Here is a 17927-nt window from a genome sequence, read left to right on the forward strand (position 1 = left end):
TTATGTTTCCTTGTAGAGTTCGGAGTTAAATTCATTTGGCGTGTACTGAAACTTATTCAACCTTGCTAATATTTTCGGAGGATATTACTCCGGATGTAATCAATAAATCATTAGGCTTCTTTGCTCATGATATTTGGGTAAAAGATCCCGAACATAAATATAAGCATCGCAGAGAACGTAATATTTGGAAATGGACGACTCAGGATTTATGTAAAACCACCGATAATATCGAACATCTAAATCTTATTCTTAAACAACTAGAGGGTAAAGAAAGTATTCTTGAGGCTCTAAGGAATAAAGGTTGTGAAACTAAGATTACAAATTTCTGGGATTCTACTGGACAAGGTGGACCATCCTTAACAGTTGAGTTAATGCGTAGACTTTCAGTATTAGGTTTGGATATACTTGGGGATATGTATTTCGATGATGAATCGGAAACATAACAAGCTAATTAATAAGGACAAAAAACAGTTGACTGTTTTCGTTCCTCAACATTTTAGTCAATAATTTTTTGCCCATTATTAGGGCGTTAGCTGCTTTAGGAAATCGTTGTGATATTCTCCAAAATAACATCCGCAAAAGTAATTAGAGATAATATTGCTGATGCACCTAAATCAGGAGGTGTTTACAAGCACTTTATCAATAAGGAAGGTTTAAAATACCTAAGCGGTGTTGACCCTACAGAGCAAGAAACAGCTGATGATGGAAGTACTGTATACCTCTTATATATTGGGTTAGCCAAGGATATACAATATCGGCTTAAGTGGCATTTAGGGATAGTTAATGTATCTCATTCGTGCATTGTTCATGGTACCTTATCTACGTTAAGGTTGAGCTATATGTCTAACCATGAAAATATCAACTGTTTATCAGAGCAAGAAAAGCTGAATGAGTTTTTAAATAAATATGTATACATGAGTTATTATGAAACTCCTGATTTTAAGTCGATTGAAAGTAGCCTCATAAGTAGTCACGACTTACCTTTGAATATAAAAGACAATAAGCATTCATTTGTTCAAACAAACAAAGCTAGAAGAAAAGAAATGAAAGCTGCATATAAGCAGCTAACAAGCACTTCAAACGGAACAAAAACAGTTGGTTAGGTTCCGCTGCGCTTCACATTTTAACCAACAATTTTTGTCCGCTTAAGTGGGCGTTATATGCCCAAACGGAGTTCGTAGCATACTATGGAGTTAACTAAACCTTTACCGCCGCAAGATGATGATATCGAAGCTTTAAGGACAGGCCTTACAACATTTAATGAGTCTTTTACTGGAACCGTATTCAGGGAGAAAGTTTCGTCCTTTATAAAAGATGACTCAGGTAAAATTGTTGGTGGTGTTCTAGGAGAAATAAATTGGAACTGGATGTATATTCAAGGCATCTGGATTGATGAAAGCATCCGTAATGATGGTTGGGGACTTAAACTCCTATCTCAAATGGAAGAATATGCTTTATCCAAAACAACCACTAACATTCGGTTAGAAACAACGACGTTTCAGGCGTTAGGCTTTTATGTAAAAGCTGGTTATTCAGTTTTTGGTGAATTGGCTAATATGCCAGATGGACATACCTGTTACTTTCTACAGAAGCAACTGGGCATATAACAAGCGTTTCAATCAGGACAAATAACAGTTGGTTTTGCTCCTGCGTCGCTTATTTTAACCAACTAATATTTGCCCATTATTTGGGCGTTATGTGTTTAGAAGAGTTAGTCGATGTATCGAGATTTATTAAAAACAATAGTCCTATTATTTTTTCTTTCAGGCTGCGCTGAAAGAGTCATCGATATTAGTGATAAAGAAGGGAAAATTGTAGGTGGTTGTAATGCTGGTTTTGATTGGCATTTCTATGGCCTAGAAGATTCTATTGATTATGTGTTATATGAATGCGCAAAAGATTCAATTGCTAAAGGTTACACAATATCAGATGAAAGATTGCTCACTATTGACTTTACACTACCAGCTCCTCCAAAAGGTCAGTCGTGGAATAAAAAGTTAGCGATGAGCCAATTTCATAGCGGTAAAATTACGGAAAGAAAACTAGGTTATATTCTTGCGGCAACAGAATTTCAATACATCAGAGTTATATGGGCAGCTGAAGGTGACTTGGCTAATGGAAAGATAACCGAAGCTGAGTTTAATGAAATTGACAAAACTGCCAAACTAAAATGGCTTGGTGAATAAAACACTATAAGTTACTCAAACGGACGCGAAACAGCTTGCTAGCGCTCGTTTCTCGCACATTTTAGCAAACTATTTCGCGCCGCTTAGTAAGGCGTTAGGTGTTTCGTGAGTGTATCGATAAATCATTGTCCAATCTGCGGTTTTAAAGCTGATGAAAGTTATACATCGGTTTTAGAATTACGCTGTTCATATGATATTTGTGATTGTTGTGGCTGTGAGTATGGACATGATGATGATCTTAAGTTTTATGCTGATTGGGTAAAAGACGGATGCGTTTGGTTTGAGGCTAAAGCACAACCACAAGGTTGGACATTAGACGATCAAGTTAGAAACCAAATAAGACCTTGGCCACCTAAATAAACACCTAACAAGGGTTTTCAAGTCGGACAAATTACAGTTGAATTTTTGTTCGTGCCTCACTTATTTTAGCCAACAGAAGCATGTTCCACCTAATATAATAGTAAGTTACTTTAGTCAATTAGGTGGCTTGGTCGAACTATAAGCAATTCAACGTGACACGCAACAGTTGGCCCGTTAATGTGGGCGTTATATCGCTTTTCAGAAAGTTGCACTCACTTAGGCATAAATTGAACAATGGAATGTAATCACATGGATAACGATCAGAAGCTATCAAAACTATTTAAAATTTTCTTTCCATCACTATTTATAATCAGCGTTATCTTTTATCAATGTTATCGTTACAGTATTGATACTATCGAAATATATGTCGTCTCAAAAGATTCTGAGTGGGTTGAGCATTGCACTGAACATGGGTGTGTAGAAGCTCTTATGTTCACAATAAAAAGCAAAGATGAATCTTTTACAACGAGTGAAGGTATCTTTAATCAATTAGAACCTAAAAATAGTTACTTAGTGGGTTCTAAGGGTTGGAGTTCATTCGGAACAAATCGTAAGCTAACCCAAGTGTATTAGCTAAAGCGTTATAACAAGCTAATTAATAAGGACAAAAAACAGTTGGCTGTTTTCGTTCCTCAACATTTTAGCAAACAATTTCCAGCCCCTTATTGGGGCGTTATATTTTTTGGTCGCGTCAGGTATATCTTACACACTTTCACATTTCCCCAACATTAATCGAACATTTTAAAATTTCAACTCTAGTTATTATGCTCTAAGTTACTTAGCCAACAATTTTTAGCCGCTTAACAGGGGTGTTATATTTTTTAATCACAAAAAGGAAGGTAGAATGCATAAAATAATAAAAATAATGATGACAGGGATTGTTGCTATATATATTTCAGGTTGTTCTTCCAATACCTCAAAATATGGCGCATCATTTGAAAATATAGAAACACTTAAAAATTATAATGGTGTACAAGTTGCTGTTAAGCCATTTACATCAGTAAAGTCCGGACGAAGTGGAATAACTTGTAGAGGAGTAGGTTCAGTTGTAACTCCTAATAAAGAGTCTTTTGAAAGTTATATTCATAATGCATTCGTTTCAGAGCTAAAGGTTGCAGGAATATATAAAGAGCAATCTGAGATTACTTTAAATGCTCACTTTACCGAGATAGACTTCAATTCAAATGTTGGTAATGGAAAATGGATTTTTGAACTTACGGCATCATCAAATAATGATAAAACCCTACAAATATCGACCAGACATGAGTTTTCAACCAACTGGGTTGGCTCTACCGCCTGTCAGCAAATTGCTCAAGAATTTTCACCTGCTGTCCAGTTTTTAATTCGCGATTTAATTACAAACCCTAAATTTAAAGAGTTAATTTCTCCTGTAAAAACAGAGTTGGTCACAAAAATATAACAAGCAAATTAACAGGACTAAAAACAGCAGGCTGTTCGCTTCGCTCCATTTTAGCCTACTATTTTAGCCCCTTATTTGGGCGTTATGTGCAAAAGGAAAGTTGCGTGGATATAGCCAATGCCAAGTTACTATTTATAGTTTTATTTGTTATCACAATTATATGTTGCTTGGTTTACTTAGTAGATTCTTCATTAAAAGGTACCAGTATCAAGAAACGACTACCTTTTAATACAAATATTAATAGTGCTCGCTTTAAGAGAATTTTATTAATACATCTCAGCATTGTATTTTTAGTTTCATGTGTCGCGTTACTGTTTATGCTTCCCGCTTTATTATTCGCTTATGCAGAAATACCTCAATGGTTAGAAGTATTCTTGATTTTTTTAAGTCCACTATATTCCACCTTAATGTGGCTGTTTCCTGAACAAATAAATATATTGGCAGGTATTTTTGCATTCAATTTATTAGACAGTGTTTTTACCGCATATATTATAGAATTAGTTATATCAAACACTTTACCGCTTAAAAATAAAGGTGATAATGGTAGCTTTAGTGCCTGATTTGCACATAACAATCAATCAGGACAAATAACAGTTGGTTTTGCTCCTGCGTCGCTTATTTTAACCAACAATTATTTGCCTCTTAGTGAGGCGTTATGTATTTTACCACTTTAGGTGTTTAAAAGGATTTATGGATGTTCAAATTAATAGTTATTATTGTTTATTCTCTAGTATTAGGCGGGTGTGCGTCGAGTTCTGATCTCTCAGAAATGTCTAAGAATAATGCTAAAGCTGGTCGTTACTATGAATCAATAGGACAGCCTCAAGCTGCGCAGAGAGAATATAAGGCAGCAGCTAAACATCAGAAACAATCTGAAGAAGGTGAAACCATTCTATTAGATATTTTATGGTCATTGCTTACGGGAAAATAAATACATAACAAGTAATCAACGTGACACGCAACAGTTGGCTGCGCTCATGTTTCGCTATCATAGCCAACTATTACTTAGCCTGTTATTTGGGCGTTATGTCTCTCGGAGATTCTGTCATGTCAATTAGTCCAATTAATGAAAACTCTTGGGATGGCATCGTAAAAATTCAGGAAGAGGCCTATACCGATATAGCTCCTGAAGATGTAAAAGTTCTAAAAAGTAAATGGTATTCATCGCCACAAACCTGTGCCGTATTTACAGACCACAAAGGCAAAGTATTAGCTTACTTATTAGCACACCCATGGGCGAGTGAAATCCCACCAAAGTTAAATGAAAAAATCCCTGTAATTAACAGCCCAATTTTATTTATTCATGATCTAGCATTAGCTATTGAAGGAAGAGGAAAAAACATAGGTAAAGAATTAGTGCAAAACCTAATTCATAATGCCAAAGCTAAAAGTTATGTAAAAATTTTATTAGTAGCTGTTCAAAACTCTACTGGATTTTGGGCTAAGTTTGGTTTTATAAATATACCTAGTGAAGAAATTTGCTCAAATTATGGTGAAAACTCACAATTAATGGTGTTAGAGTTAGAGACATAACAAGCCAATAAGGTTTTAAAAAGTTTATCAACAACAAGGAGAGTCCAACGATGGATTATTTTATAGGCGCACTGAAAAAATATGCTGACTTTACTGGTCGAGCACGTAGGAAAGAGTACTGGATGTTCATGCTTATTTACCTGATTATCCAAGTCGTTTTATCAGTACTTGGTTTGAATCTGGTTCTTATGGTATTGGGTCTTGGGCTTCTAGTTCCAAGCCTTAGTATTGGAGCTAGAAGGTTGCATGATACAGGCCGCTCTGGATGGTGGCAGTTAATTTATTTAGTTCCACTTATCGGAATAATAGTCATGATTGTCTTTTTAGCTCAAGATAGCCATGATGAAAATGACTATGGCGTTAATCCTAAAGCTGGTGTTCCCGCATAAAATCTAACAAAGCACTCAAACGGGGGAAGATCACAAAAAACAGTTGGCTGTTTCACTCCGTTCACAATTTTAGCCAACAATTAAAAGCCTCTTAATGGGGTGTTATGTATAAAACTTAAAGCGTAAGGAGTACGTTTGAATATCATCTATAAATCATCATTATTTTCTATTGTCTTAGCTCTTTCACCTCAGTCATTAGCTGACAATAATTATACTTTGGGTCTTGGCGTTGGAACTATGTATGGTGGACTCGGCATGAATGCAGGAGTTCAGTCTGACGTTGACATAAAGTATGTTTCGGCTGGAATTTTGCAATTAAGCGGCAACAGTACCACCTACGGTTTGGGTCTTGGGTGGATAACTACAGACATGTTTGATTTTCAAAGTAAAAAACATGGTATAAACATATACGTTGGAGCAGTTGGCACTGAAAACTCTTTCGATGGCTACGATCCAATTTACGGTGGCGGATTAGGTTACTCTTACTTTTTTAGTGGTATTGACCAGTCGGGTTTCAATATTGGTTTTACTCTCCTAGCGGGAAAGGGAAGCAAAGAAAGTGACACAGGCGCTTTTATTCAGGCTGGTTATCAATTTTAAACATAATAAGGTGCTTAAACGGAAAATGTGTCCGTTTTATCGGGGGTAGATCAGTTTGCTGGCGCTGCGCATTTTAGCCAACGGCATTTGTCCGCTTAGCTTGGCGTTAAATGCCTACGCTTATTCAGCATTTAAACCTTTTAGCCACTTATAGCGTCTAAGTAGTGATTTTAATTATTTACAAAGGAAAACAATGAGATTCTTAACCACTATTATACTAATGACGGCTTTACTTACCACAAACGCATTAGCTGAACCATCTAAGAAAGTGCTAATCGTAGTATCGAATACAATAGATATGGGAGATCCTGAAAAGCATGATGCTAGAAATAATTTATGGGAATTCGCGCCTCCCTATCACGTTTTTGTTAGTCACGGCTTTGAAGTTGACTTTGTATCGCCTAAAGGTGGAAAAGTTGAGTTTATGATGGAACCACGAGGTATAAGTAGTTACACGATAAAGTATGAAAATTTCTTAGAAAAAGCGAACAGTTCATTCTCTCCTTCTCAAATTGTTCCAGGCGATTATTGGGGCGTATTCATTGGTGGTGGGTATGGTGTAATGTTTGATGTTGCAGATAACAAAAGAATCCATTCAATCATCAGCAATGTATACGAGTCAGGTGGTGTTGTAGGTGTTGGTGGTCATGGCTCTGCAGGTATTGTTAATGTGACATTATCTAACGGTGACTTTTTGGTGAAAGGAAAGAAAGTAGCTGGATTTCCGAACTCTACAGAAACATCTAAGCCGTGGGCAAAACAGGGGGAACTATTGCCTTTTCTTATAGAAAGTCAGCTTAATAAGAATGGTGCTATTGCTCAAAATAAGAAAACATTACAAGATAAACATACCGTGATCGAAGATCAACGTATTATCTCAACAATGTTTCTACCTTCAGCTGCACTTGTCGCAAAAGAAATGATAATTTCTAACAAATAGTAAATGCACCTAACAAGCACTTCAAACGGAACAAAAACAGTTGACTACGCTTCGCTTCATATTATAGCCACAATTTTTGTTCGCTTATACAGGCGTTAGCAGTACGCATGATTATGAGTACATATTTAACTTTTTGGGTTAGAATAAAATTTTATATTCAGTTAAGGAATTACTATGAATAATGATATTAAAGGGATTTGTCTTTTCTTGGGGCTAATAGGTTTAGGTTATGTTGCTTTATTAATACTTGTCGCGTTGCTAACTGGCGCTAAAATAATTAAAAGCATCATGTTTATTTCTATTTTTTCAACATTTCTAATTAGTTTAGGCTTAACTCCACAAGTTAAGAGTCGTTTGTCCAATTACCTCAAGTCATTAAATTATAAAAAGTTCGTGTAAAGTACGGCTAACAAGGCGTTATATTTTACAAGCTGGCATCAGCATTTTAAATCAAGAGTCTTTTTAATCTGGCAAGGTTAACAACCAGTGAAAAAGCAGAATTGGATAATTTCCCTAAAGATGAGCGCTTTTTATCTTGTGATACAGACTCTGAAGCTGAAAGGTTAATTGTTTTGCATTCTCTCAAAGATAAAGGTTATATCCGTTTTAAAGGTAATCAAGATCATTGTCAGTTTTTTGAGTTGGTAAAAAAGTAAAATATAACGAACGGAATCATATGCGTCATCTAATCATAATTATTATCACCTTATTTATTCTAGGTTGTTCCGGCACAAAAAAAGATACTAATCAAAATCCAATAACTTTAGATCGGAATGTAATGAATAATGAAAATTCATTTAAAGGTTGGCTCTTTTACGGAATGGCATTGAAAATGTGGCCTGTTGAACTTGATCTACATGGAAATACTGACTTATATAAACGAGAAGTTTTTGCTCGTTCGAAAGTAGCACTTATTTGGCAAGAATTAAGACAGAAAAATAGTGTAACTCCTGATACAGATCTAGATGCCTTGGTATCAGTAAATGATGCGGGCTATATGAGGGAATATGTTTGGATATACATTCATAAAAGCATTAGTGGAATACCTAATGATTTAAGTTTAGATAAATTTGAACAATGGATGTCTATCAATTTACCCAAGCATGAAGCAATCATCGAACCTGGAGTAACGGTGCCAGTTTCGTCATAACAAGAACATTAAACGGAAAAAATACAGTTGGCTGTATTCACATGGATAGGTGTTTTATCAAATATTTAAGCTTATTTTAACCAACAATTATTTGCCCCTTAGTGGGGCGTTATAACCCTTAAACGAAGATATTATGAACCTCAAAGATATATTTTTAGCATTATTGGTGGTTTTTATTTGGGGGATTAACTTTTCTTTTATCAAAATTGGTTTAGAAGAATTACCACCGATACTTTTTTCTGCAATACGTTTTTCAATTGTAGCGATACCTGCTGTTTTCTTTATTCCATTTCCTAAAACTTCAATTTGGAATGTTATTGGAGTTGGCTTCTTTTTAGGTGTATTAAAATTTGGTTTGTTATTTGTTGCAATGAAATCAGATGCCTCTGCTGGTCTATCTTCACTTATACTTCAAGCTCAGGTGTTTTTTACCATTGGTTTAAGTATTTTGTTTTTTAAAGAATTAATCACTAAAACACAATTATTAGGAGTAAGTGTTGCAGCAATTGGTTTTAGCTTTTTCTTTTTTAATGCAGGTGGAAATATCACAACAACTGGTTTGGGGCTTATTTTACTTGCAGCTTTGTTCTGGGCAATCTCAAATATGATTATGAAGCAAATAAAACAAGTTAATCTGTTACATTTTATGGTTTGGGTTTGCTTAATACCTCCTATCCCCCTTCTAGGCTTATCGTTTATCATGGAAACTAATGATCCTTTAGGTGCCATTCTTTCAACATCCATAAAAACATGGGGAGCACTCACTTATGTGAGCTATATCTCGACATTGATTGCCTTTTCAATTTGGGGTTTTTTACTAAAAAGTTATTCTGCCGCTTTTGTAACGCCATTTGCACTATTAATTCCTGTTGTAGGTATAGTGACATCAAGTTTACTTTTAAATGAAACTTTAAACCCTCATGAAATAACTGGTACTATTTTAATTATGCTGGGATTAGTGTTTTGTGTTGCTGGAAATAAGTTATTTAACCTTCTGTTCAATCAGGGTTATATCAAGAGAATTAACAAGGACACGTAACAGTTGGCTACGTCTCGCTTCTCTACACATTTTAGCAAACGATTATCAGCCCCTTAAATGGGCGTTATAAGTTTTATCAAGGATGGTGTTCAATTGAAAAATTTACTTATTCTCATAGTTATTTGTGGCGCGGCATGGCAGTTCTATTTTAAAAATAGCTCTCTAGTCGAAACAACTCACAAAAAGGCGACATCTGAATTCTCAAATAGTGACGCCATGAAAACATTAGCTCAAGCTAAAGAAATAGCTAAGCCTAAAGTTACCTATAAATGCGATGGCAGACAACATTGTTCTCAAATGAATTCATATGAAGAAGCAAAGTATTTTATCCGTTACTGTCCTAATACTGAAATGGACGGTGATGGAGATGGTATTCCGTGTGAAAGACAGTTTAATAGATAAAGTGCTTTCAAACTTCTAACAAGGCATTCAACATTTTAACCAACAATATTTTGCCGTTTAATGTGGCGTTATGCCTCAAGGAGAGTTCATTTGTCATCTGCAAGTTTGTTAGCACTTTTTGGAGCTATGTTAATCGTTGCTCTTGTACCTGGCCCTGCTGTATTTGCTGTAATTGCGCGTACATTTTCATCTGGATTTAGCCGCGGTTTAATGATGATCGTAGGTATAACATTAGGTGACTTTATATTTATACTTCTTGCTTTGTTTGGCCTGTCTATAATTTCTGAAATTATGGGAACTACTTTTCTTATAATTAAATACGCTAGTGCTGCATACCTTATTTGGTTAGGTATTAATTTAATAAAATCTAAAGCAACCTCTGAAGATATTAAAGCATCAAAAGAGTCTTCTTTAGTTGCAAGCTTAGCTACAGGGTTAATGATAAATTTAGGAAATCCAAAAGCAATTGTATTTTATATTGGTTTATTTCCTGCGTTTATAGATGTTAACCAAGTGGTTACAGTAGATGTACTGGCAATAATGGGAATTGCGACACTCGCTTTTGGTAGTGTCAATATTTGCTACGCGCTATTAGCTTTAAGAGCTAAGAGGGTGCTAAAGAGCCCTAATGCATTATCATTAATTAATAAAACAGCAGGCACCATTATGGTGTCGACTGGGGCGGTAGTCGCAATTAAGGCATAACAAGCGGTAAAACAAGGACAAAAATCGGTTGATTCTTGTCCTGCGCCGCTTGTTTTAACCAAGTGTTTTTCCCTCATAGTGGGGCGTTATAACTTACGGAGAGTATCGTGATAAACAAAGGCAGTTGCTTGTGTAATCAAGTCCAATATGAAATCGATGGTGAATTTGAAGATGTACTAAATTGCCATTGTGGTATGTGTCGTAAATTACATGCGTCGGCATTCAGAACCAGAGCAAAAATTAAGACTGGAAGCTGGAAAACTATTCAGGGTGAAAAATTTATTAAGTTTTATGAATCATCTCCTGGTGAGCATAAAGGCTTTTGCTCTGAGTGTGGTTCTAGTTTATTTACTAAATTCGATTCTCATCCAAATATATTAGGTTTTCCATTCGGTACATTAGATACAGACCCTAAAGTAAAACCCACTCGTCATGTCTACGTTGGCAGTAAAGCTGCTTGGCATGAAATTACCGATAACTTACCTCAACAACAAGAGTTTGAATAAAGTAAGTTTTAACAAGTTGCTTAAACGGACAAACAACAGTTTTTTCGTGTTCCGCGCATGTTAGCAAAGCGTTATATTTTGGAGTTTAATTGAAGTTTTTTATTATTATCTGCGGTATCGCATCTTCAATTTTTTTACATAGTAATTCAATATTAATAGGCAGCCGTTCATGGATGGAATTATTGCTTACGTTGGTTAATTTCAAAAATATGAATGAATGGGCTACAAATATAATTGCTAATGTTTGGTTACTTTTTCCTAAACTATTAACTTTTACGTTAATCTGTTCATTTTTTGTCAATTATTTCGGGCATGCAAGGTACTATATTTATTCTGTACTAATAACTTCGTTTATTAGTTTTGTAGTAATTCCTAACACTCCAATATTGGAGCATTTATTTTTGCTGCCTATGCAAGAAATTCGTTTTGTAAATATATTCATCAGTTTATTTATGTTTTTAATTTCTTTACAATTATTCATGTATTTCACAAAAAATATAACAAGAAAATAAACAAGGACACGTAAAAGTTGGTTACTTGTCGCTTCGCTATACAATTTTAGCCAACCATTACTTAGCCTATTATTTATGGGTAACACCAATTTTACAGGGATGTACGTTGTATGAATTTCAAACAAATATTATTTAGTACTTTAATTTCTTTGTCTATTACGGCGTGTGCATATCAACCATCAATTGCAACTAAACAGCCTTATTGTAAACGGGAAGCTTTTACCAATAAATTAACGTTAAAAGTAACCGAAATGGAAGACATGGACATGTGTGATGATGGCGATTTTGGAGGATGTGTTGTGGCATTGGCACTGATAGGGCCTCTAAGCTTTATTGTATCAGGTAGTGTAGTGCTAATAGGCAATACTTTGCATTGGTCAGAATATCAATTGAGTTGTTAAAACATAGTAAGAAAATACACAAGGATTCGTACCTGTTGTCTAGGTTTCGCTTCTCTGTTCAATGTTCAATGTTCAATGTTCAATGTTAGCGAACCATTACTTCACCAATTATATGGCCGTTATATCAAAGAGAATTTAGTTTTATGCCTGAAGCCAACCCAGAAAAAACAATGACTTTTGCATCGCCGGTAGATCTCGGTCGATGGCTCAAGGTAAATCACGCCATTGAAAGTGAATTGTGGGTAAAGATATTCAAGAAGAAAACTGGAATTGCTAGCGTGACTTGGGATGATGTCGTCGTTGAAATGTTGTGCTGGGGCTGGATTGATGGCATCAAGAAGTCCATCGATGACCAAGCCTATCTCCAGCGGGTCACACCAAGAAAAGCACGAAGCAACTGGTCTAAAAGGAACACAGAGCATGCGGAACGTTTGATAAGTGAGAACCGGATGATGGAATCAGGGCTAGTACATATACGTGCGGCAAAAGCTGACGGTCGTTGGGAAAGCGCCTATGTGGTAAGTGAAATGGAAGTGCCCGAGGATTTTCTAGCTTCACTGGAGAGTAAACCGAATGTTAAAGCGTTTTTTGAAACGCTCACTAAATCGAGTCGTTATATTATCGCGTACGGATTGATAAGTGCGAAGAAGCCCGAAACTAGACTTAGGCGCTTTACAAAATTCATGGATATGCTTATTAACGAAGAAAAGCCTAAGTAAGTATCTTGGTCAAACTATTAGACGTTTAAAAGAACAAAAAAGTTAACTTTTCTTTCTTCTTTACTCATTTTACCTCACCATATTAGGCCTCTTAATGAGGCGTTATGCCCCCTAGAAATTATGAACATTAGCATGAAAAATAAATTATTAAATGGGCATCATCTGGCTCTTAATGACCAAATTAAGTTGTTGTCAGAATTTGTAATGACAATCGATGGGATCCCCCAAGTACTCGATGAAATTTGTAAACTGCCTGATGCATGGCTTGGTGCTGGAACAATATTTCAGAATGTATGGAATACAATGCATGGCTATGAGCTTAATACCCATATAAAGGATATTGACATCTTATACTGGGATGATAAAGATTTAAGCTGGGAGTCAGAAAATAACTACATTACTTCACTCACTGAAGCCTTTCCAAATATTAACATTCCTTTTGATGTAAAAAATATTGCTAGAATACATTTATGGTATGAAGAGCGCTTTGGTATTCCTAAAACTGAATACTTTAGTGTTCAAGAATCTATTTCTACTTGGCCCGTTATTGGGGCTTGTATGGCTATGCGTATTAAGGATGGGAAATTGGAGTTTATTGCTCCACATGGGTTTCAAGACATGTTCTCTCTTCTCGTTAGGCCGAATAAAGTATTAGTAAACAAAAGCATTTATGAAGACAAAGCAACTAAGTGGAAAGAGCAGTGGCCAATGTTGTCAGTCGAAAATTGGTGATCGTACACAACGAGTAATCAATAAGGATGTTTATACATGATGAAACGATTACAATAACTTCAAACGGAACCAAACAATTGATTAGGCTCCGTTTCGCTATACTTTTAACCAACTATTGGGTCCACTTAAGTGGCCATTATTTATTCGAGAGGTTTAAGATTTGATACCCTATTTATTAGCCGGATTATCCGTATTAATTGCGGGTGGCGTTCACTGGAAGCTACCTAATTCATTTTGGAAAGCATCGATTAGTTCGACGCTAGCAATCGTTGTTTTATCACTTTTATTTATATTTGTGTTTCAGTCTAATTATTTAGGCTTAGATGATGAGAGCAGCCAACAGGGTAACATTGGCGAAGCTGTTTTATTTGTATCATCACTTGTTTCCTTCTTTGGTTTATTAGTGTCTTTACTGGTTGGTTATTTCTTAAAAGCAATTAAGCCACCAAACGTTAATTAGTCTGTGATTTTGGCGTTAAGCGTACAGAATTATTTTCACCGATTTCAAGTGTTAAGTTATTATTATGAAAAGTAAACGAATACATAGAATCATTGGATTACTGCTAGTTTTACCGGTGATTGGCTGGACTTTTACAGGAATAGTATTCTTTATTAAACCTGGTTATCAAGCTGCATATGATCAGTTAGCAGTAAAAACGTATCCTTTAGAAAAGTCATTTATCATCCCCGAATCAAAAGAATGGACAGAGGTCAGGCTTTTAAAAACAATACTTGGTTATCATTTACTTGTTAAAACAAAAAACGGCTTCGAGCATCTCGATCCTATTTCATTGCAATCAAAAGAAATACCGGCAGGTGTCGCGCTTAACTCGCTTTTCAATGATTCATTTTTAAATAAATCAGACCGATATGGGCAAGTTATTTCTAGGAATAATTTTAAAGTTATAACAAGTAAAGGCATTGAGGTATCGCTTAATTGGGAGCGATTAACACTGCGGCAAAAAGGTGAAGATACAAGGTTGATAAATACACTATATAAGATACATTACTTACAATGGACTCCTTATAAAGGTATTAATCAGTATATGGGTATCATTGGGTTAATTCTGTTAATGACATTAACGCTTTTTGGTTTGAAAATATATATATCTGGTAGGCATAAAAATACGCCCATCAAGTAGGACTAAAACAGTTGGATGTTTCACACTAAAAATAAGGTATATCATTAGACATCAAGGAGTATCACTGAATGATAGAAGCACGTTGTCACTGTGGGAATATCAAAATAACTGTTCCTGACAGTACTGAAACAGTCACCTGCTGTAACTGTTCTGCTTGTAGCAAGTATGCGTCTCTATGGGCTTATTTCTCCCCCCTGGAAGTTGAGATTGTCGCAAAAAAAGATACGATTTCTTCGTACAGCTGGGGTGATAAAACAATTAAATTTCATCATTGTAATAACTGTGGTTGTTTAACTCATTACACACCAACTCAATTGGGCAATAAAGATAAAATGGCTGTCAATTTTCGCTTAGTAAATGCCACTATTCTCAGCTCCCTTAACACTCGGTTTTTTGATGGTGCTGATACATGGTCAGAAATAAAGTCATAAATGTCATTCACGTAAGGAGTATTTGTGAAAAAAGAAATAGATAAACTGGCTTGGTTATATATTCGAGATGGAAAGCTACTGAGCGCTCGTTCTAAAAACAAAGATTTATTTTATATTCCTGGTGGTAAGCGAGAAAAAGGTGAATCAGATGAACAAGCACTCGTACGTGAAATTCAAGAAGAAATATCTGTAGACTTAATTCCTAGTACAATCAAATATGCTGCAACGTTTAAAGCTCAAGCTGATGGAAAAAATAATGGAACAATGGTTAAGTTAACGTGTTATTACGCTGACTTTCAAGGAAATATTTCGCCTGATGCAGAGATAGAAGAAATAGGTTTTATCGGTTATCAAGACAAACATCTTTGCTCTCTTGGTTCGATTCAAGCTATGGATTGGCTCAAGAGCAAAGGTTTATTAACGTAGCCATTAGAGAACAATGTAACTATTGAGATCAGGGATAACATGATTACAAAACTTGAACATACAGATAAAGACGTAGCAAATCAGATTTTCAACATTTTTCAGAATTCTTATAAAATTGAAGCTCAACTTATAGGTACTCTTGATTTTCCTCCACTATTTCGAAGTGTTAAGGATATAGAAAGTTCAAGCACACAGTTTTATGGTTTTAGTAAAAATAAATGTCTCGCTGCGGTTATTGAGATCGTTATAGCAAATAAGCAGTTAAGTATTGATAGTTTAACTGTTGACCCTGCATATTTTAGGAAAGGTATCGCCGATAAATTGATAAACTATGTGCTAAATTCATTTGATATTGCTGAAGCGGTTGTAGAAACCGCAGTGGTAAATACACCTGCAATAAATTTATATAAGAAACATGGTTTTGCTGAATTTAAAAGATGGACTCCATCTCATGGTATTGAAAAACTAGCAATGTCGGTTGAACATGGCGTAATCATTGATTACGCCATTGCTTGATAACAAAGTGTTCTAACGGTATTTTTATAAGGATATATGAATATGAATTTAAGAATAGTTAAATTATCTCTTCTCAGTTTGATTGCTTTAGCTGGTTGTGAAGAAAAAACAACCAACGATGGGGATGTTATTGCTTGCACTGAGGAATTTTCACCAGCGCTTAGAATTAATGTATTTGATAAAGAAACTGGATTTCCTAATGCATGTGGTGCAACAGTGAAAGTTCAGGATGGTGACTTTGTTGAAGAACTAACAAATGAAGCGGGTGAAAGCTGTACAGAAAATTTCACTTTTTCAGTCGCAGGAGAAAGAAAAGGAACATATGATATTACGGTTATCAAAGAAGATCATATAAATTGGGTTCAATACGATACCGTTGTTACCGCTAATATCTGTCATGTAAATACCATTTCAGTTCAAGCTTATATGGATAAATAGAACATAATGAGCTAGTCACGTATCAATGCTAATAGAAATATGGAGATATCATGGAAGTTAAAATATTTACTAAGATTTTAAGACCGAAAATTGGTTTTTTACCTAAAACAGATACCGCTACGGATCATGGTTTACAAGGCGATATTAATATCTGGTTAGCCACTCAACCCAATATCAAAATTCAGAATATCACTCAATCTCAAAGTGGTGGTTCATTTCAAGCGTCAACAATCGTGATAAGTATTTGGTATAAATAAAAGGAGAGATAGCTAAAATGTCTGAATATTTCGCAAAAATCAATTGGCTTAGATCCGCTGATGAAAACTATATTGATAATAAATATAGTAGAGCACATGAATGGATATTTGACGGAGGCGCAATTGTACAAGCATCCTCTTCGCCCCACATTGTTGCCCTTCCCTATTCTGTTGAAGCGAATGTTGATCCTGAGGAAGCATTTGTTGCCTCACTATCTAGTTGTCACATGTTATTCTTTTTATCTATCGCTGCTAAAAGAAAATATATTGTAGACTCTTATGTCGATAATGCTGTCGGCATTATGGAAAAAGATGAACAAGGTAAAATGGCAATGACAAAAGTTACTTTAAGGCCACATGCGCTGTTTTCGAGTAATAAAGAACCAACACTATTACAACTTGAAAAAATGCACCATCAAGCACATGAACAATGTTTTATCGCCAATTCAGTTAAAACTGAAATTGTCACTGAGATAATCAATTAATAAGTTATTTAGGACGTTTTTAAATGATAGAAGTCATTATTCTCGCGATAGCATTAAGTATGGATGCCTTTGCCGTTTCTATTGGTTTAGGTGCAACTAAACAGCACAGCAAAATAGCGCCCTTAGGCATAATAGTGGCAATCTACTTTGGAGTATTCCAAGGTGTTATGCCCATTATTGGATATTTGGGTGGTAAGGGCGTATTAACTTGGGTTGAATCGTATACGCCGTGGATTGCCTTTTTGTTGCTATTTCTTATAGGAGCAAAAATGATCTTTGACTCGTTCTCTGAAGGTATTGAAGAAGATATAAGTAAGATCACTCACCGTGTTTTATTGATTTTAGCCATTGCCACTAGTATTGATGCGATGGCCGCTGGATTTAGCTTAACGCTTTTACCGGTAAATCCATTTCTTGCCTGTTTTATTATTGGTGTGATTACCTTTGCCTTTAGTTGGCTTGGTGTTTTAGTGGGAGCTAAAGGAGGAACGTGGTTGGAGAGTAAGGCTGAATTTGTCGGTGGTCTCACTTTAATCGTGATGGCAATAAAAATACTTATTTCATCGTGAATAAAACCGAATAGGTATTAACGTTTACAGCATGACGGCTAAAATAGCAGTCAAAAAATAGGGATTTAT

General features: G+C 35.5%; 31 protein-coding genes. All 31 read left to right on the forward strand.

Annotated features, from left to right (window positions below; all coding sequences use genetic code 11):
* Positions 1–35: 35 nt before the first annotated feature.
* The 31 genes from CXF85_RS15250 to CXF85_RS15400 all read left to right on the forward strand — a co-directional run bounded on the left by CXF85_RS15250 (position 36) and on the right by CXF85_RS15400 (position 17858).
* Positions 36–443, forward strand: coding sequence for a DUF4279 domain-containing protein (locus CXF85_RS15250; protein ID WP_101229516.1), 408 nt, complete (start codon positions 36–38; stop codon positions 441–443).
* A 108-nt stretch (positions 444–551) separates the two neighbouring features.
* On the forward strand, positions 552–1103 hold the full coding sequence (locus CXF85_RS15255) for a GIY-YIG nuclease family protein (protein ID WP_101229517.1): 552 nt from the start codon (positions 552–554) through the stop codon (positions 1101–1103).
* Positions 1104–1187: 84 nt separating this feature from the next.
* Positions 1188–1607 carry a GNAT family N-acetyltransferase gene (locus CXF85_RS15260; RefSeq protein WP_101229518.1) on the forward strand — a complete coding sequence of 140 codons (420 nt, stop codon included), beginning with the start codon at positions 1188–1190 and terminating at the stop codon, positions 1605–1607.
* A gap of 111 nt (positions 1608–1718) precedes the next feature.
* Positions 1719–2186: a hypothetical protein gene (locus CXF85_RS15265; protein WP_101229519.1), complete on the forward strand. Its 468-nt coding sequence runs from the start codon at positions 1719–1721 to the stop codon at positions 2184–2186.
* A 105-nt stretch (positions 2187–2291) separates the two neighbouring features.
* Entirely contained in the window at positions 2292–2546 is a 255-nt protein-coding gene (locus tag CXF85_RS15270; RefSeq protein ID WP_101229520.1) for a hypothetical protein, read from the forward strand.
* Between the two features lie 249 nt (positions 2547–2795).
* The gene (locus tag CXF85_RS22985) at positions 2796–3119 is read left to right on the forward strand and encodes a hypothetical protein (protein WP_198555658.1); all 324 of its coding nucleotides are present in this window, start codon (positions 2796–2798) and stop codon (positions 3117–3119) included.
* Positions 3120–3390: 271 nt separating this feature from the next.
* Positions 3391–3966, forward strand: coding sequence for a hypothetical protein (locus tag CXF85_RS15275; protein WP_101229521.1), 576 nt, complete (start codon positions 3391–3393; stop codon positions 3964–3966).
* Positions 3967–4070: 104 nt separating this feature from the next.
* Entirely contained in the window at positions 4071–4526 is a 456-nt protein-coding gene (locus CXF85_RS15280) for a hypothetical protein (RefSeq protein ID WP_101229522.1), read from the forward strand.
* A gap of 134 nt (positions 4527–4660) precedes the next feature.
* Positions 4661–4897, forward strand: coding sequence for a hypothetical protein (locus CXF85_RS15285; RefSeq protein WP_101229523.1), 237 nt, complete (start codon positions 4661–4663; stop codon positions 4895–4897).
* Between the two features lie 116 nt (positions 4898–5013).
* A complete protein-coding gene (locus tag CXF85_RS15290; protein ID WP_157829118.1) occupies positions 5014–5499 on the forward strand; it encodes a GNAT family N-acetyltransferase in 486 nt (161 codons plus the stop codon).
* Positions 5500–5549: 50 nt separating this feature from the next.
* The gene (locus CXF85_RS15295; protein WP_101229525.1) at positions 5550–5888 is read left to right on the forward strand and encodes a DUF805 domain-containing protein; all 339 of its coding nucleotides are present in this window, start codon (positions 5550–5552) and stop codon (positions 5886–5888) included.
* A 135-nt stretch (positions 5889–6023) separates the two neighbouring features.
* Positions 6024–6488, forward strand: a complete 465-nt coding sequence (locus CXF85_RS15300) for a hypothetical protein (protein ID WP_101229526.1) — start codon at positions 6024–6026, stop codon at positions 6486–6488.
* 193 nt (positions 6489–6681) lie between these two features.
* A complete protein-coding gene (locus CXF85_RS15305) occupies positions 6682–7428 on the forward strand; it encodes a type 1 glutamine amidotransferase domain-containing protein (RefSeq protein ID WP_101229527.1) in 747 nt (248 codons plus the stop codon).
* 174 nt (positions 7429–7602) lie between these two features.
* Positions 7603–7827: a hypothetical protein gene (locus CXF85_RS15310; RefSeq protein ID WP_101229528.1), complete on the forward strand. Its 225-nt coding sequence runs from the start codon at positions 7603–7605 to the stop codon at positions 7825–7827.
* Positions 7828–8254: 427 nt separating this feature from the next.
* The gene (locus CXF85_RS15315; RefSeq protein ID WP_157829120.1) at positions 8255–8578 is read left to right on the forward strand and encodes a hypothetical protein; all 324 of its coding nucleotides are present in this window, start codon (positions 8255–8257) and stop codon (positions 8576–8578) included.
* A 133-nt stretch (positions 8579–8711) separates the two neighbouring features.
* Positions 8712–9617: an EamA family transporter gene (locus CXF85_RS15320; RefSeq protein WP_101229530.1), complete on the forward strand. Its 906-nt coding sequence runs from the start codon at positions 8712–8714 to the stop codon at positions 9615–9617.
* 93 nt (positions 9618–9710) lie between these two features.
* Positions 9711–10019 (forward strand): excalibur calcium-binding domain-containing protein, encoded by a 309-nt coding sequence (locus tag CXF85_RS23420; RefSeq protein WP_442871876.1) that lies wholly within the window; start codon positions 9711–9713, stop codon positions 10017–10019.
* Between the two features lie 90 nt (positions 10020–10109).
* Entirely contained in the window at positions 10110–10724 is a 615-nt protein-coding gene (locus CXF85_RS15330) for a LysE family translocator (RefSeq protein WP_101229532.1), read from the forward strand.
* 128 nt (positions 10725–10852) lie between these two features.
* Positions 10853–11230 carry a GFA family protein gene (locus tag CXF85_RS15335; protein ID WP_232771223.1) on the forward strand — a complete coding sequence of 126 codons (378 nt, stop codon included), beginning with the start codon at positions 10853–10855 and terminating at the stop codon, positions 11228–11230.
* 622 nt (positions 11231–11852) lie between these two features.
* Positions 11853–12143: a hypothetical protein gene (locus CXF85_RS15345; protein ID WP_101229535.1), complete on the forward strand. Its 291-nt coding sequence runs from the start codon at positions 11853–11855 to the stop codon at positions 12141–12143.
* 143 nt (positions 12144–12286) lie between these two features.
* On the forward strand, positions 12287–12862 hold the full coding sequence (locus tag CXF85_RS15350; protein WP_101229536.1) for a YdeI/OmpD-associated family protein: 576 nt from the start codon (positions 12287–12289) through the stop codon (positions 12860–12862).
* Positions 12863–13066: 204 nt separating this feature from the next.
* Positions 13067–13594, forward strand: a complete 528-nt coding sequence (locus CXF85_RS15355) for a nucleotidyltransferase family protein (protein WP_157829121.1) — start codon at positions 13067–13069, stop codon at positions 13592–13594.
* A gap of 160 nt (positions 13595–13754) precedes the next feature.
* Positions 13755–14054 carry a hypothetical protein gene (locus CXF85_RS15360; protein ID WP_101229538.1) on the forward strand — a complete coding sequence of 100 codons (300 nt, stop codon included), beginning with the start codon at positions 13755–13757 and terminating at the stop codon, positions 14052–14054.
* A gap of 64 nt (positions 14055–14118) precedes the next feature.
* Positions 14119–14736 carry a hypothetical protein gene (locus tag CXF85_RS15365; RefSeq protein WP_101229539.1) on the forward strand — a complete coding sequence of 206 codons (618 nt, stop codon included), beginning with the start codon at positions 14119–14121 and terminating at the stop codon, positions 14734–14736.
* A gap of 68 nt (positions 14737–14804) precedes the next feature.
* Entirely contained in the window at positions 14805–15167 is a 363-nt protein-coding gene (locus CXF85_RS15370) for a GFA family protein (RefSeq protein ID WP_101229540.1), read from the forward strand.
* A 24-nt stretch (positions 15168–15191) separates the two neighbouring features.
* Positions 15192–15593 carry an NUDIX hydrolase gene (locus CXF85_RS15375; protein WP_101229541.1) on the forward strand — a complete coding sequence of 134 codons (402 nt, stop codon included), beginning with the start codon at positions 15192–15194 and terminating at the stop codon, positions 15591–15593.
* A gap of 39 nt (positions 15594–15632) precedes the next feature.
* On the forward strand, positions 15633–16109 hold the full coding sequence (locus tag CXF85_RS15380; protein ID WP_101229542.1) for a GNAT family N-acetyltransferase: 477 nt from the start codon (positions 15633–15635) through the stop codon (positions 16107–16109).
* A 42-nt stretch (positions 16110–16151) separates the two neighbouring features.
* Complete coding sequence (locus CXF85_RS15385; RefSeq protein WP_101229543.1) at positions 16152–16547, forward strand: hypothetical protein; 396 nt, start codon at positions 16152–16154, stop codon at positions 16545–16547.
* Positions 16548–16597: 50 nt separating this feature from the next.
* Positions 16598–16804 (forward strand): hypothetical protein, encoded by a 207-nt coding sequence (locus CXF85_RS15390; RefSeq protein ID WP_101229544.1) that lies wholly within the window; start codon positions 16598–16600, stop codon positions 16802–16804.
* 17 nt (positions 16805–16821) lie between these two features.
* Positions 16822–17289 carry an OsmC family protein gene (locus CXF85_RS15395; protein WP_101229545.1) on the forward strand — a complete coding sequence of 156 codons (468 nt, stop codon included), beginning with the start codon at positions 16822–16824 and terminating at the stop codon, positions 17287–17289.
* Positions 17290–17312: 23 nt separating this feature from the next.
* Entirely contained in the window at positions 17313–17858 is a 546-nt protein-coding gene (locus CXF85_RS15400; protein WP_101229546.1) for a manganese efflux pump MntP, read from the forward strand.
* Positions 17859–17927: the final 69 nt, after the last annotated feature.

Source organism: Colwellia sp. 75C3 (genome assembly GCF_002836255.1).
In the GTDB taxonomy this organism is placed as follows: Bacteria; Pseudomonadota; Gammaproteobacteria; order Enterobacterales; family Alteromonadaceae; genus Colwellia.

Excerpts from the sequence above, each read along its gene's own strand:
- CXF85_RS15265 (WP_101229519.1), top strand. The coding sequence starts at position 1,719 with ATGTATCGAGATTTATTAAAAACAATAGTCCTATTATTTTTTCTTTCA.
- CXF85_RS15385 (WP_101229543.1), top strand. The coding sequence starts at position 16,152 with ATGAATTTAAGAATAGTTAAATTATCTCTTCTCAGTTTGATTGCTTTA.
- CXF85_RS15365 (WP_101229539.1), top strand. The coding sequence starts at position 14,119 with ATGAAAAGTAAACGAATACATAGAATCATTGGATTACTGCTAGTTTTA.
- CXF85_RS15320 (WP_101229530.1), top strand. The coding sequence starts at position 8,712 with ATGAACCTCAAAGATATATTTTTAGCATTATTGGTGGTTTTTATTTGG.
- CXF85_RS15400 (WP_101229546.1), top strand. The coding sequence starts at position 17,313 with ATGATAGAAGTCATTATTCTCGCGATAGCATTAAGTATGGATGCCTTT.
- CXF85_RS15380 (WP_101229542.1), top strand. The coding sequence starts at position 15,633 with ATGATTACAAAACTTGAACATACAGATAAAGACGTAGCAAATCAGATT.
- CXF85_RS15395 (WP_101229545.1), top strand. The coding sequence starts at position 16,822 with ATGTCTGAATATTTCGCAAAAATCAATTGGCTTAGATCCGCTGATGAA.
- CXF85_RS15350 (WP_101229536.1), top strand. The coding sequence starts at position 12,287 with ATGCCTGAAGCCAACCCAGAAAAAACAATGACTTTTGCATCGCCGGTA.
- CXF85_RS15390 (WP_101229544.1), top strand. The coding sequence starts at position 16,598 with ATGGAAGTTAAAATATTTACTAAGATTTTAAGACCGAAAATTGGTTTT.
- CXF85_RS22985 (WP_198555658.1), top strand. The coding sequence starts at position 2,796 with ATGGATAACGATCAGAAGCTATCAAAACTATTTAAAATTTTCTTTCCA.
- CXF85_RS15345 (WP_101229535.1), top strand. The coding sequence starts at position 11,853 with ATGAATTTCAAACAAATATTATTTAGTACTTTAATTTCTTTGTCTATT.
- CXF85_RS15285 (WP_101229523.1), top strand. The coding sequence starts at position 4,661 with ATGTTCAAATTAATAGTTATTATTGTTTATTCTCTAGTATTAGGCGGG.
- CXF85_RS15370 (WP_101229540.1), top strand. The coding sequence starts at position 14,805 with ATGATAGAAGCACGTTGTCACTGTGGGAATATCAAAATAACTGTTCCT.
- CXF85_RS15275 (WP_101229521.1), top strand. The coding sequence starts at position 3,391 with ATGCATAAAATAATAAAAATAATGATGACAGGGATTGTTGCTATATAT.
- CXF85_RS15310 (WP_101229528.1), top strand. The coding sequence starts at position 7,603 with ATGAATAATGATATTAAAGGGATTTGTCTTTTCTTGGGGCTAATAGGT.
- CXF85_RS15260 (WP_101229518.1), top strand. The coding sequence starts at position 1,188 with ATGGAGTTAACTAAACCTTTACCGCCGCAAGATGATGATATCGAAGCT.
- CXF85_RS15305 (WP_101229527.1), top strand. The coding sequence starts at position 6,682 with ATGAGATTCTTAACCACTATTATACTAATGACGGCTTTACTTACCACA.
- CXF85_RS15355 (WP_157829121.1), top strand. The coding sequence starts at position 13,067 with ATGACAATCGATGGGATCCCCCAAGTACTCGATGAAATTTGTAAACTG.
- CXF85_RS15295 (WP_101229525.1), top strand. The coding sequence starts at position 5,550 with ATGGATTATTTTATAGGCGCACTGAAAAAATATGCTGACTTTACTGGT.
- CXF85_RS15290 (WP_157829118.1), top strand. The coding sequence starts at position 5,014 with ATGTCAATTAGTCCAATTAATGAAAACTCTTGGGATGGCATCGTAAAA.